This is a genomic window from Enterobacter sp. 2VL, assembly GCF_005503595.1.
Classification (GTDB): domain Bacteria; phylum Pseudomonadota; class Gammaproteobacteria; order Enterobacterales; family Enterobacteriaceae; genus Enterobacter; species Enterobacter cancerogenus.
Genome location: NZ_SCNE01000005.1, coordinates 305,208 through 318,234 on the forward strand (window position 1 = coordinate 305,208; position 13,027 = coordinate 318,234).

Below are 13,027 nucleotides of genomic sequence, written 5' to 3' on the forward strand. Positions count from 1 at the left end.
ACCCGACACCACAGCCCGCACTATCAGTACAGCAGACGCGCGCGGATCGTCCCCGGAATCGCCTTCATGCTCTGCAGTGCTTTCTCAGCGACATCTTCATCCGCTTCAATATCAATAACCACATAACCCATCTGCGAGTTAGTTTGCAGATACTGTGCGGCAATGTTCACGCCCTGCTCGGCGAAGATCTGGTTGATGGCAGTCAGCACGCCCGGACGGTTTTCATGGATGTGCAGCAGACGGCGGCCACCGTGCAGCGGTAGAGACACTTCCGGGAAGTTCACGGCGGAAAGCGTCGAACCGTTGTCAGAGTATTTGCTCAGCTTGCCCGCCACTTCCAGACCGATATTCTCCTGCGCTTCCTGGGTTGACCCGCCGATATGCGGCGTCAGGATCACGTTGTCGAATTCGCACAGCGGAGAGGTGAACGGATCGCTGTTGGTCGCAGGCTCGGTCGGGAAAACGTCGATGGCAGCGCCCGCCAGGTGTTTACGCTTCAGGGCATCTGCCAGCGCCGGAATATCCACTACGGTGCCGCGCGCGGCGTTGATCAGCAGGGAGCCCGGCTTCATCAGCGCCAGCTCTTCCGCCCCCATCATGTTTTTGGTTGACGCATTTTCCGGCACATGCAGGCTCACCACGTCGCTCATGTTCAGCAGATCGGACAGATGTTGTACCTGAGTAGCATTGCCGAGCGGCAGCTTGCTTTCGATATCATAGAAGAAGACGTGCATCCCCAGCGACTCAGCCAGGATCCCCAGCTGCGTGCCGATATGACCGTAGCCGATGATCCCGAGCTTCTTGCCACGCGCTTCGAATGAGCCGGACGCCAGTTTGTTCCACACGCCACGGTGCGCTTTAGCGTTCGCTTCAGGGATACCGCGCAGCAACAGCAGCAGTTCACCAATGACCAGTTCCGCCACGGAACGGGTGTTGGAGAACGGGGCGTTAAAGACCGGAATACCGCGTCTGGCGGCCGCGTTTAAATCCACCTGGTTGGTACCGATGCAGAAACAGCCGATAGCCACCAGCTTCTCCGCCGCAGCAATAACGTCTTCAGTCAGGTGGGTACGGGATCGCAGACCGATGAAATGGGCATCACGGATGGACGCTTTCAGCTCGTCGGTGTCGAGCGCCCCTTTGTGAAATTCGATATTGGTGTAGCCTGCCGCACGAAGACTATCGATGGCTTTCTGATGCACGCCCTCGACCAGCAGGAATTTAATCTTGTCTTTCTCCAGTGATACCTTTGCCATTTACCCGACCCTGTTTTTGTCTGAACTGATGTTGTGCTGGATATGCATCCGCTCCAGCCAACATATCAAAAAAAACTATTGCAGCAATATGAACGTTTGCGTCGGCACTCTGAAGAAAAGTCATACAGGGCAAAATGGCAGAGGAAAATGCTAAGGAAGATTGCGAAAGCGGCAGGATCGGCAAAACAGGCGTAAAAACGTGACACAAGTCACCGAATTTAGCGGTTCAAAATTTTTTTAGTGGGGGGAAGGCTCCCCCCGTCAGATCATTTTACGATGGTTTTCACGCCGTCAGCGGTTCCGATCAGCGCCACATCCGCGCCACGGTTGGCGAACAGCCCTACCGTCACCACGCCGGGAATGCCGTTGATGGCGTTTTCCAGCGCCACCGCATCGAGGATCTCCAGGCCGTGCACGTCGAGGATCACGTTGCCATTATCCGTCACCACGCCCTGACGATATTCCGGACGCCCCCCCAGCTTCACCAGCTCGCGCGCCACTGCGCTGCGCGCCATCGGGATCACTTCGACCGGCAGCGGGAAATTACCCAGAATATCGACCTGCTTGGACGCATCGGCAATGCAGATAAATTTGTCCGCAACGGAGGCAATGATCTTTTCACGCGTCAGCGCCGCGCCGCCGCCTTTGATCATCTGCATATGGCCGTTGATTTCATCCGCGCCGTCAACGTAGATGCCGAGACGGTCCACTTCGTTCAAATCAAAAACGGTAATACCAAGGCTTTTCAGCTTTTCCGTGGAAGCATCGGAGCTTGATACCGCGCCCTCGATCTGCCCTTTCATCGTGCCCAGGGCATCGATAAAGTGTGCCGCCGTTGACCCTGTACCAACACCCACAATGGTACCTGGCTGTACGTACTGGAGAGCGGCCCATCCTACTGCTTTTTTCAGTTCATCCTGCGTCATGATCGTTTTGCCTGTGGTGTGAAAACTCAGGCCGCATTATAGAACACGCGGAATGGATTTCGTCTGTCACGAGGGGAAAATTGTGTCATAGTGCAGAATAAGTAAAATTCAGGAGTATTGACCCGCAATGAAACGTCCGGATTACAGAACATTACAGGCCCTTGATGCCGTCATTCGCGAACGTGGTTTTGAACGCGCGGCGCAGAAGCTGTGCATCACCCAATCCGCCGTGTCACAGCGTATCAAACAGCTTGAAAACATGTTCGGACAACCCCTGCTGGTGCGTACCGTGCCGCCACGCCCGACCGAGCAGGGCCAAAAGCTGCTCGCCCTGCTGCGCCAGGTTGAGCTGCTGGAAGATGAATGGCTGGGTGATGAACAGACCGGTTCCACGCCGCTGCTGCTGTCGCTGGCGGTGAACGCCGACAGCCTGGCAACCTGGCTGCTGCCTGCCCTTGCGCCGGTGCTGGCCGACTCCCCTATCCGGCTCAACTTGCAGGTAGAAGATGAAACCCGCACCCAGGAGCGTTTGCGTCGCGGTGAAGTGGTCGGCGCGGTCAGTATTCAGCCTCAGGCGCTGCCAAGTTGTCTGGTCGATCAGCTGGGTGCGCTGGACTACCTGTTTGTAGGCTCAAAAGCCTTTGCCGAACGCTACTTCCCGAACGGCGTAACGCGCGCCGCGCTGCTGAAAGCGCCCGCCGTGGCGTTCGACCATCTCGACGATATGCATCAGGCCTTCCTGCAGCAAAACTTCGACCTGCCGCCGGGCAGCGTGCCGTGCCACATCGTGAACTCGTCGGAGGCCTTTGTGCAGCTTGCGCGTCAGGGAACCACCTGCTGCATGATCCCGCATTTGCAGATTGAGAGAGAGTTGAAAAGCGGTGAGCTGATTGATTTAACGCCGGGGCTGTATCAGCGCCGGATGCTCTACTGGCACCGTTTTGCACCGGAAAGCCGCATGATGCGCAACGTCACCGACGCGCTGCTGGCATTTGGTCACAAGGTGTTGAGACAGGATTAATCGCTTGAATTCCCTCTCCCTGTGGGAGAGGGTTAGGGTGAGGGCAAATTACTGCGCCTTAGCCGCCTCAGTTTGCTGAGTCTGCGTTGGCTCCAGCTGGAACACCACATCAACCTGATCGTCGAACTGGATCGTCGGCTGTTCGTACGTTTCCTGCGCGGATACCGGTGCGGCATCGGCCTTCATCATACGCACCATCGGGCTTGGCTGGTAGTTAGAGACGTGGTAGCGCACGCTATACACCGGGCCGAGTTTGCCTTTGAAGCCGGACGCCAGCTGCTGCGCCTGGTGAATGGCGTCATCAATAGCGGCTTTACGCGCTTCGTCTTTGTATTTTTCCGGTTGCGCAACGCCCAGAGAGACGGAACGGATTTCGTTCAGCCCCGCTTTCAGCGCGCCGTCCAGCAGCGAGTTCAGCTTATCCAGCTGGCGCAGGGTGACTTCCACCGTACGCACGGCGCGGTAGCCTTTCAGAATGCTTTTACCGTTCTGGTAGTCATAATCCGGCTGGGTGCGCAGGTTCGCGGAGTTGATATCTTTTTTCGCCACACCGTTCTGCTCCAGGAAGGAGAGATATTGCGCAACGCGATCGTCCGCCTGCTTCTTCGCGGACGCGGCATCTTTTGCCGCGACGTTCACTTCAATCGCCAGGGTTGCAACATCCGGTACCGCATCCACGCTTGCGGTGCCTGACGTGACGATGTGCGGACCCGCAGGCAGTTCATTCGCCTGCGCCGAAACCGCACCTAAACTCACTAACGCCGCCAGGGCTATCACGTTAAACTTCACTGTTATTCCTCCATGTTGCGAAGAGTGCCCTAACAACAGGGCTCATGCCAGCAAGCTTAGCGGGTCTTATTCAGATGTCCATAAGACAACGCTTAGTTGAACAATGCCTGAACATGGTGAACGCCCTCTTTCGCCAGCTGGAACGCGATAAACCACATCACCAGCCCGACCAGCGTATTAATGATGCGCTGGGCTTTTGCCGTACGCAGCCTCGGTGCCAGCCACGCAGCCAGAATGGCGAGGCCAAAGAACCACAGGAATGACGCGCTCACGGTTCCCAGCGCAAACCAGCGCTTAGGCTCCACGTCGAGCTGTCCGCCAAGGCTACCCAGCACCACGAAGGTATCGAGGTAAACATGGGGGTTCAGCCACGTTACGGCCAGCATGGTGGCAATAATTTTCCAGCGCCCCTGCTTCATCACCTCGGCGCTGGCGAGTTCCAGGTTGCTGCTCATCGCCGTTTTCAGCGCCCCAAACCCATACCAGAGCAGGAATGCAACGCCGCCCCAGGTTACCAGCGCCAGCAGCCATGGCGACTGCATCAGCAGTGCGCTGCCGCCAAAAATGCCGGCGCAGATCAGCAGCAGGTCGCTCACCGCACACAGCAGGGCAATCATCAGATGATACTGGCGGCGAATGCCCTGGTTCATGACAAACGCATTTTGCGGGCCGAGAGGAAGGATCATTGCTGCGCCTAGCGCAAGCCCTTGAAAATAATAAGATAACATAGCATAACTCTCATCAGGTTTTCTCTATATGCAAACTATACTGCGAGCGAGACATTAGAGAAAATTGATAATTTTAATGATTAATTAGAACAATTAATAAAACCCTGTGCAGGGTGCAATATTCAGATTTTATCAAGTCCCCTGCTCCATTAACCGGCGTATCCTTATGCGCTCCCTGACTCACTAAACTTCTCCTGGAAAACTATGAAGCATCAAGGCCTTGCAGCGTTCGTCTATGCCACATTCGCGCTGTTATCTGCCTTTCCGGCCACCGCGAGCGCGGAAAAGATCCTGCGGTACACTGACCACGAACCGTACGGCAATATGCGCACTCAATTTATCAAACAGGTTTTCTTTCGTGAGATCGAAAAAGAGTCGCAAGGGCGCCTGAAAATTGATGCCCACTGGAACGGGGAAATATCAAGTAGCTACAATGCGCTAAGGACGCTGAGTCAAGGTAAAGAAGCTGACATCGGCATTGTCGTGCCCGAATATACGGCTGAACAACTTCCGCTGCATCAGATATTTAAAAGCTTCCCTCTGGGGCCAGATAACGGTGATGCACAGGTGACGTTCTTTCATCGCGTCTTCGGGCAACATCCACAGTTTGCCCAGGAACTGGAGCAAAATAACCTGGTAAATTTGCAGTTCTTCCTGGGTTATCCGGTAGGTTTTTTTACGCGTCAGCCAGGTGTGAAGTTAAGTCAGTTAGAGGGAACAACGTGGCGAACCGCCAGCTTCTGGCATCAGTCATTTTTACGCAACGCTGGCGCAACCACCATGGCAATGCCCTGGAACGACAACATTACCGACGCGTTGCGCGCCGGACAGTTGAACGGGCTGATGGTCAACCTCGACAGCGGGTATGACATTCATGCTCAGCGCGAGGCACCTTATATCTACTCTTCCCCAGCGCTCTGGCTTGGACATGTCTATCTTCTGGTGATGAATAAAGACACCTGGAACGCCATGTCCGGGCAGGATCGAGAGGCTATTTATCGCGCGGCTAACATCACAGAGAAACAGCTCGGCGCGACCCTGGACAAGGGGCTGGCATCTCTGACCGCTATGCTGGAAAAGGAAGGCGCTCAGTTTCATCTTCTTAGCCGTGGCGAGCTGGAGAAATGGCAGAGAGTGACTCAGTATCAAGCAGTACAACGTGAGTGGGTGATTCAGCAGGAAAGAAAAGGTAATGCGGACGCGGGCACATTGATGCGCGAGGTAAGCCAGCTTCTGGAGGAAAGCGCGCGCAAACAGCCATAAAGCACAACGCCCGCTTTTCCGGCGGGCGTTGACTGAATCGACACGCGTTATTCGGCTTCTTTTACGCGTTTGAAGTTCACGTCCATCTGCGGATACGGGAAGCTGATGCCGTTGGCGTCAAAATCACGTTTGATGCGCTCAAGCACGTCCCAGTAAACGTTCTGCAGATCGCTGCTCTTGCTCCAGATACGCACCACGAAGTTAATTGACGATGCGCCCAGCTCGTTCAGGCGTACGGTCATTTCGCGATCTTTCAGGATACGTTCGTCAGACTCGATAATATCGGTGATGAGCTTTTTAACCAGCTCGGTATCGGAATCGTAACCCACGCCAATCACCAGTTCATTGCGGCGAACCGGCTCACGGGAGAAGTTGGTGATGTTCCCGTCGATGACTTTCTTGTTCGGCACAATAACGATTTTACCGTCCGCCGAACGCAGCGTGGTGGAGAAAATCTGCACGTTCAGCACAGTGCCCGCCGTGCCGCCCAGATCGACATATTCACCCGCGCGGAACGGACGGAAGGTGACCAGCAGAACGCCAGCCGCCAGGTTAGCGAGCGAGCCCTGAAGCGCCAGACCAACGGCCAGACCGGCGGCACCCAGCACGGCAATAACGGAGGCGGTCTGAACGCCAACCCGGCCTAATGCCGCAATGAGGGTAAACGCGATAATGCCATAGCGCACCAGCGCTGACAGGAAATCAGCAACCGTGGCGTCAATGTGGCGAGTGAGCATGACGCGATTGATGGCCCGGGAAACGGTACGGGCAACAATCATCCCCACGACAATAATGGCAATTGCCGCCGCAATATTCACGGCGTAGCTAATGAGCAGCGCCTGATTACGCACCAGCCAGGAGCCAGCGTTATTGATGCTATCTACAACACCGAGATCTTCCATTTATCTTTCCTTATGCTCTTATAAACAACAAAAACCATCCCATAGCGAGACAGGCAGGTCAGTAAAGGGTAAACAAAAAGTATGCGTATTGCCAAGCAGATCACAAAAACAGGTATTGCAGGATATTGAAAAACCATAAAAAAAGGCCCGCGATTGCGGGCCTTATAACGCTTTCAGCAGCTCAAATTACAGAACGTCAACCGCGTTCAGTTCTTTGAATGCCTGCTCCAGACGCGTAATCATTGAAGTCTGTGCAGCACGCAGCCATACGCGTGGATCGTAGTATTTCTTGTTCGGCTGGTCTTCGCCTTTCGGGTTGCCCAGTTGGCCCTGCAGGTAAGCTTCGTTAGCTTTGTAGTAGCCCAGGATACCGTCCCATGTTGCCCACTGGGTATCGGTATCGATGTTCATTTTCACTACGCCGTAGCTGACGGAGTCTTTGATTTCCTGAGCAGAAGAACCGGAACCGCCGTGGAAGACGAAGTTCAGGCTGTTGTGCGGCAGGTTGTGTTTCTTGGACACGTATTCCTGAGAATCACGCAGGATAGTTGGCGTCAGAACCACGTTACCTGGTTTGTAAACGCCGTGTACGTTACCGAAGGACGCTGCAATGGTGAAGCGTGGGCTGATTTTGCTCAGCTCGGTGTACGCGTAATCAACGTCTTCTGGCTGGGTGTACAGGGCAGAAGCGTCCATGTGGCTGTTGTCCACGCCGTCTTCTTCGCCACCGGTGCAACCCAGTTCGATTTCCAGGGTCATATCCATTTTGGACATGCGCGCCAGGTATTTAGAGCAGATTTCGATGTTTTCGTGCAGTGACTCTTCAGACAGGTCGATCATGTGAGAAGAGAACAGTGGCTTACCGGTCGCTGCGAAGTGTTTTTCACCCGCGTCCAGCAGACCGTCGATCCACGGCAGCAGTTTCTTCGCGCAGTGGTCAGTGTGCAGGATAACTGGAACACCGTAGTGCTCAGCCATCTGGTGTACGTGATGTGCGCCAGAGATAGCACCCAGGATTGCAGCGCCCTGAGGAACGTCAGTTTTCACGCCTTTACCTGCGATGAACGCAGCACCACCGTTAGAGAACTGAACGATAACCGGTGCTTTTACTTTAGCAGCGGTTTCCAGTACGGCGTTGATAGAGTCGGTACCGACGCAGTTAACTGCTGGCAGAGCAAAGTTGTTTTCTTTAGCTACCTGGAACACTTTCTGTACGTCATCACCAGTGATAACGCCAGGTTTTACGAAATCAAAAATTTTAGACATGTTGCTTAGTCCTGTATCTTCGGCCGTTAGAAAAGGTGCGTGCTCTTAAAAGCGCGCTGAAAATTGGGCAGGTTTCCCTGCCCTTGAATGGCTTACTGCTTAGCGCGCTCTTCGAGCATTGCTACTGCTGGCAGAACTTTGCCTTCCACGAATTCGAGGAATGCGCCGCCACCAGTGGAGATGTAGGAAATTTTGTCAGCGATACCGAACAGGTCGATTGCTGCCAGGGTGTCACCACCGCCTGCGATAGAGAACGCTTCGCTGTCTGCGATAGCATTAGCAACGATTTCAGTCCCTTTACGGAAGTTCGGGAATTCGAACACGCCAACTGGGCCGTTCCACAGGATGGTTTTTGCGTTTTTCAGGATTTCAGCCAGTTTCTGTGCAGAAACGTCGCCCAGGTCCAGAATCTGCTCTTCATCTTTGATGTCGTTGACAGATTTCAGGGTCGCGGTTGCGGTTTCGGAGAACTCGGTGGCCACGCGAACATCAGTTGGAACCGGGATATCACAGGTAGTCAGCAGGCGTTTCGCTTCGTCAACCAGGTCTGCTTCGTACAGGGATTTACCCACGTTGTGACCCTGAGCCGCTACGAAGGTGTTGGCGATACCGCCACCGACGATCAGCTGGTCAGCGATTTTGGACAGAGAATCCAGAACGGTCAGTTTGGTGGAGACTTTAGAACCACCGACGATAGCCACCATCGGACGTGCTGGCTCTTTCAGTGCTTTACCCAGCGCTTCCAGTTCGTCAGCCAGCAGTGGACCTGCACAAGCTACGTCTGCGAATTTACCGATACCGTGGGTAGAAGCCTGAGCGCGGTGCGCCGTACCGAATGCATCCATCACGAATACGTCGCACAGAGCAGCGTATTTCTTAGACAGGGTTTCGTCGTCTTTCTTCTCGCCTTTGTTGAAGCGAACGTTTTCCAGAACAACCAGTTCACCGGCAGCAACTTCAACGCCGTCCAGGTAATCTTTTACCAGGCGAACCGGGCTGGACAGTTTGTCTTTGAGGTAATTAACAACTGGCAGCAGGGAGAACTCTTCGTTGTACTCGCCTTCAGTTGGACGACCCAGGTGGGAGGTGACCATCACTTTTGCACCTTGTTTCAGTGCCAGTTCGATGGTTGGCAGAGAAGCACGGATACGCGCATCGCTGGTCACTTTGCCATCTTTAACCGGTACGTTCAGATCGGCACGGATGAAAACGCGTTTACCTGCCAGATCCAGATCGGTCATCTTAATTACAGACATGGTGAATCCTCTCGTTGATTCTTAAAGTTTTGCAAGCGCAACGTGCGCTCTACCTGAAACCTTTCGCGGCCATTGCTAACGTGGTGTCGAGCATCCGGTTAGCAAAGCCCCATTCGTTGTCACACCAGACCAGCGTCTTGATAAGGTGTGCACCACTGACTCGCGTTTGTGTGCCATCAACAATGGCACTGTGCGGGTCATGGTTAAAATCTACTGAGACCAACGGTAATTCCGTATAGTCAACTATACCATGAAATGAACCCTGTGCCGCTTTTTGCAGCAACAGGTTGACTTCACAGGCTTTTACCGGTTTTTTCACCGTCACGCTGAGGTCGATTGCGGTCACGTTAATGGTGGGAACACGCACGGCAATCGCTTCAAAACGGTCGTTAAACTGCGGGAAAATTCGGGTGATCCCGGCCGCCAGTTTGGTATCAACCGGAATGATGGACTGGCTCGCCGCACGGGTGCGCCGCAAATCCGGGTGATACGCGTCGATAACCTGCTGATCGTGCATAGCGGAGTGGATCGTGGTCACGGTACCGGACTCAATGCCATACGCATCGTCTAACAGTTTAATGACCGGAATAATGCAGTTGGTGGTACAGGAGGCGTTGGAGACAATGCGGTGTTCGGCCTGCAGCTCATGCTGGTTGACGCCGAAAACGACAGTGGCATCGAGGTCGTGACTGCCGGGATGGGAAAACAGCACCTTTTTCGCACCGGCGTTCAGATGTGCTTCACCGTGCTCACGGTTGCCGTACACGCCGGTACAGTCCAGCACGACGTCCACTCCCAACTCGCGCCAGGGTAGCGACTCAAGAGCAGGCTCGTGCAGCACGCGAATGACATCGTCGCCGACAAACAGCTGCTCCCTCTCCTGGCGAACGTCCCAGGCAAAGCGCCCATGGCTGGTGTCGTATTTCAATAAATGCGCCATGCCCGCAGCATCCGCCAGTTCATTGATTGCCACCACGGTGATTTCCGCACGACGCCCGGATTCATATAAAGCACGAACCACGTTACGTCCGATGCGACCGAAGCCATTAATCGCTACGCGTACGGTCATAGATCTCCTGCAAAGCTATCCCTGGGTTTGAGGTGGCTGAAAGAGTAATCCAGCTACGTTCTGAGGGGAATCCTTGCCTGTCACAAACTGCGATTGATTGGTCATTTGTCGAACATTTAATCGACTGAAACGCTTCAGCAAGAATAAGCGAAACGGGGAATAAAAGGAACTTTTGCCCAGCGGAATAAGCGAGCTATATGACTTGGGTCACATTTCTGATGGAATAATGCCTGAAAAAAAGCCGGGTGGCGCGCTAGCGCTTACCCGGCCTACTTTAGTGCCATTTGTACGCCCGGTTAGCATAGCGCCACCGGGCAAAATAGCCGTTACAGCAGTTCTTTCGCCTTAGCGACAACGTTCTCAACGGTGAAGCCGAACTCTTCGAACAGCAGCTCTGCCGGAGCAGATTCACCGAAGGTGGTCATACCGACGATAGCGCCGTTCAGGCCCACGTATTTGAACCAGTAGTCCGCGATACCGGCTTCCACCGCCACGCGAGCGGAAACCGCTTTAGGCAGTACGGATTCACGGTATGCCGCATCCTGCTTGTCGAACGCATCGGTAGACGGCATGGATACCACGCGCGCCTTCACGCCTTCGGCAGTCAGTTTTTCCCATGCCGCGACGGCCAGTTCAACTTCAGAGCCGGTAGCAATGAAGATTAGCTCAGGCTGGCCTGCGCAGTCTTTCAGCACGTAACCACCGCGCGCGATGTTCGCCAGCTGCTCAGGCGTACGCTCCTGCTGTGCCAGGTTCTGACGGGAGAGGATCAGCGCGGTCGGGCCGTCCTGACGCTCAACACCGTATTTCCACGCTACCGCGGATTCAACCTGGTCACATGGACGCCATGTAGACATGTTCGGGGTCACGCGCAGGGACGCTACCTGCTCAACCGGCTGGTGAGTTGGGCCATCTTCGCCCAGACCGATAGAGTCGTGGGTGTAGACCATCACCTGACGCTGTTTCATCAGCGCAGCCATACGCACGGCGTTACGCGCGTACTCAACGAACATCAGGAAGGTTGAGGTGTATGGCAGGAAACCGCCGTGCAGGGAGATACCGTTGGCAATCGCGGTCATACCGAATTCACGTACACCGTAATGGATGTAGTTACCGGCAGTGTCTTCGTTGATTGGCTTAGAACCAGACCACAGAGTCAGGTTAGATGGTGCCAGGTCAGCGGAGCCGCCGAGGAATTCAGGCAGCAATGGACCGAACGCTTCGATCGCATTCTGGGACGCTTTACGGCTCGCGATTTTGGACGGGTTCGCCTGCAGCTTAGCGATAAACTCGTTGGCTTTCGCATCGAAGTCAGACGGCATATCGCCTTTCATACGACGGGTAAACTCAGCCGCTTCCTGAGGGAAGGCTTTCGCATAGGCAGCGAATTTCTCGTTCCACGCAGACTCTTTCGCCTGACCCATTTCTTTCGCATCCCACTGCGCATAGATTTCAGACGGGATTTCGAATGCTGGGTAGTTCCAGCCAAGTTGCTCACGGGTCAGTGCAATTTCCGCGTCGCCCAGTGGCGCACCGTGGGAATCGTGGGTGCCCGCTTTGTTCGGAGAGCCGAAGCCGATGATGGTTTTGCACATCAGCAGGGACGGTTTGTCCGTTACTGCGCGTGCTTCTTCTACTGCACGTTTAATCGAGTCAGCATCGTGACCATCAACGCCACGCACCACGTGCCAGCCGTAAGCTTCGAAACGTGCAGCGGTGTCATCGGTGAACCAGCCTTCAACGTGACCGTCGATGGAGATACCGTTGTCGTCATAGAACGCAACCAGTTTGCCCAGCTTCAGGGTACCGGCCAGGGAGCACACTTCGTGAGAAATGCCTTCCATCATGCAGCCGTCGCCCATGAAGGCGTAGGTGAAGTGGTCAACGATGTCGTGACCAGGACGGTTGAACTGCGCTGCCAGCGTCTTCTCAGCAATCGCCATACCCACAGCGTTGGCAATACCCTGACCCAGCGGGCCGGTGGTGGTTTCAACGCCTGCGGTGTAACCCACTTCCGGGTGACCTGGAGTTTTAGAGTGCAGCTGACGGAAGTTTTTCAGCTCTTCAATAGGCAGATCGTAGCCGGTGAGGTGCAGCAGGCTATAGATCAGCATAGAGCCGTGGCCGTTGGACAGCACGAAACGGTCACGGTCAGCCCATGCTGGGTTCTGCGGATTGTGGTTAAGGAAATCACGCCACAGGACTTCGGCGATGTCTGCCATGCCCATAGGGGCACCCGGGTGGCCGGATTTGGCTTTCTGTACTGCGTCCATGCTCAGCGCACGAATAGCATTAGCAAGCTCTTTACGTGAGGACATTTTAACTCCAGATCGGACTGTTAAAGGCCATGCCCTTGACGACAGCGCGTTTTGGGCTACGCCGGAAAAAAGTGCCAACAATGTAACCCAAGCCGTAGGGCATGTACATGGACCATTCTTTTGCCGCTTAAGAAATCTCTGGAACATGCTCGCAAGTTGCGCAATCTTCTCGCCCGCCCCTGCAGATATTCCTTATACTTAGCGCGACACCGGCTTCGCTGACGGTGCATTTT

Annotated in this window: 11 protein-coding genes; 2 read left to right on the forward strand and 9 right to left on the reverse strand. The window is 54.6% G+C overall.

Annotated features, from left to right (window positions below):
- Positions 1–23: 23 nt before the first annotated feature.
- Both serA and rpiA read right to left on the reverse strand, forming a co-directional pair.
- Positions 24–1,256 carry a phosphoglycerate dehydrogenase gene (serA, locus tag FFS28_RS14640; protein ID WP_006178392.1) on the reverse strand — a complete coding sequence of 411 codons (1,233 nt, stop codon included), beginning with the start codon at positions 1,254–1,256 and terminating at the stop codon, positions 24–26.
- Between the two features lie 266 nt (positions 1,257–1,522).
- On the reverse strand, positions 1,523–2,182 hold the full coding sequence (gene rpiA, locus FFS28_RS14650; protein WP_101737021.1) for a ribose-5-phosphate isomerase RpiA: 660 nt from the start codon (positions 2,180–2,182) through the stop codon (positions 1,523–1,525).
- A 127-nt stretch (positions 2,183–2,309) separates the two neighbouring features.
- On the opposite strand from rpiA, the gene argP reads away from it, so the two are divergent.
- Positions 2,310–3,203: a DNA-binding transcriptional regulator ArgP gene (gene argP, locus FFS28_RS14655; RefSeq protein ID WP_006178395.1), complete on the forward strand. Its 894-nt coding sequence runs from the start codon at positions 2,310–2,312 to the stop codon at positions 3,201–3,203.
- A gap of 48 nt (positions 3,204–3,251) precedes the next feature.
- On the opposite strand, the gene FFS28_RS14660 is transcribed toward argP, so the two are convergent.
- Both FFS28_RS14660 and argO read right to left on the reverse strand, forming a co-directional pair.
- Positions 3,252–3,992, reverse strand: coding sequence for an oxidative stress defense protein (locus tag FFS28_RS14660; protein WP_006178396.1), 741 nt, complete (start codon positions 3,990–3,992; stop codon positions 3,252–3,254).
- A 92-nt stretch (positions 3,993–4,084) separates the two neighbouring features.
- Positions 4,085–4,720 carry an arginine exporter ArgO gene (gene argO, locus FFS28_RS14665; protein ID WP_006178397.1) on the reverse strand — a complete coding sequence of 212 codons (636 nt, stop codon included), beginning with the start codon at positions 4,718–4,720 and terminating at the stop codon, positions 4,085–4,087.
- A gap of 204 nt (positions 4,721–4,924) precedes the next feature.
- Between argO and dctP the strand changes: the two genes are divergently transcribed.
- The gene (dctP, locus tag FFS28_RS14670) at positions 4,925–5,983 is read left to right on the forward strand and encodes a TRAP transporter substrate-binding protein DctP (RefSeq protein ID WP_137849906.1); all 1,059 of its coding nucleotides are present in this window, start codon (positions 4,925–4,927) and stop codon (positions 5,981–5,983) included.
- A 47-nt stretch (positions 5,984–6,030) separates the two neighbouring features.
- Here dctP and mscS read toward each other — a convergent pair whose 3' ends face one another.
- From mscS to tkt, 5 genes are all read right to left on the reverse strand, one after another.
- Positions 6,031–6,885 carry a small-conductance mechanosensitive channel MscS gene (mscS, locus tag FFS28_RS14675; protein ID WP_006178399.1) on the reverse strand — a complete coding sequence of 285 codons (855 nt, stop codon included), beginning with the start codon at positions 6,883–6,885 and terminating at the stop codon, positions 6,031–6,033.
- Positions 6,886–7,071: 186 nt separating this feature from the next.
- Positions 7,072–8,151, reverse strand: coding sequence for a class II fructose-bisphosphate aldolase (gene fbaA, locus FFS28_RS14680; RefSeq protein ID WP_137849907.1), 1,080 nt, complete (start codon positions 8,149–8,151; stop codon positions 7,072–7,074).
- A gap of 92 nt (positions 8,152–8,243) precedes the next feature.
- Entirely contained in the window at positions 8,244–9,407 is a 1,164-nt protein-coding gene (gene pgk, locus FFS28_RS14685) for a phosphoglycerate kinase (protein ID WP_137849908.1), read from the reverse strand.
- 49 nt (positions 9,408–9,456) lie between these two features.
- Positions 9,457–10,476 carry an erythrose-4-phosphate dehydrogenase gene (epd, locus tag FFS28_RS14690; protein ID WP_006178403.1) on the reverse strand — a complete coding sequence of 340 codons (1,020 nt, stop codon included), beginning with the start codon at positions 10,474–10,476 and terminating at the stop codon, positions 9,457–9,459.
- A 326-nt stretch (positions 10,477–10,802) separates the two neighbouring features.
- Positions 10,803–12,794, reverse strand: coding sequence for a transketolase (tkt, locus tag FFS28_RS14695; protein WP_006178410.1), 1,992 nt, complete (start codon positions 12,792–12,794; stop codon positions 10,803–10,805).
- Positions 12,795–13,027 lie beyond the last annotated feature (233 nt).

What these genes read in the sequence shown, in the direction of transcription:
- tkt (WP_006178410.1), bottom strand. Translation starts at nt 12,794, where the DNA reads ATGTCCTCACGTAAAGAGCTTGCTAATGCTATTCGTGCGCTGAGCATG.
- serA (WP_006178392.1), bottom strand. Translation starts at nt 1,256, where the DNA reads ATGGCAAAGGTATCACTGGAGAAAGACAAGATTAAATTCCTGCTGGTC.
- rpiA (WP_101737021.1), bottom strand. Translation starts at nt 2,182, where the DNA reads ATGACGCAGGATGAACTGAAAAAAGCAGTAGGATGGGCCGCTCTCCAG.
- pgk (WP_137849908.1), bottom strand. Translation starts at nt 9,407, where the DNA reads ATGTCTGTAATTAAGATGACCGATCTGGATCTGGCAGGTAAACGCGTT.
- mscS (WP_006178399.1), bottom strand. Translation starts at nt 6,885, where the DNA reads ATGGAAGATCTCGGTGTTGTAGATAGCATCAATAACGCTGGCTCCTGG.
- dctP (WP_137849906.1), top strand. Translation starts at nt 4,925, where the DNA reads ATGAAGCATCAAGGCCTTGCAGCGTTCGTCTATGCCACATTCGCGCTG.
- argP (WP_006178395.1), top strand. Translation starts at nt 2,310, where the DNA reads ATGAAACGTCCGGATTACAGAACATTACAGGCCCTTGATGCCGTCATT.
- fbaA (WP_137849907.1), bottom strand. Translation starts at nt 8,151, where the DNA reads ATGTCTAAAATTTTTGATTTCGTAAAACCTGGCGTTATCACTGGTGAT.
- argO (WP_006178397.1), bottom strand. Translation starts at nt 4,720, where the DNA reads ATGTTATCTTATTATTTTCAAGGGCTTGCGCTAGGCGCAGCAATGATC.
- epd (WP_006178403.1), bottom strand. Translation starts at nt 10,476, where the DNA reads ATGACCGTACGCGTAGCGATTAATGGCTTCGGTCGCATCGGACGTAAC.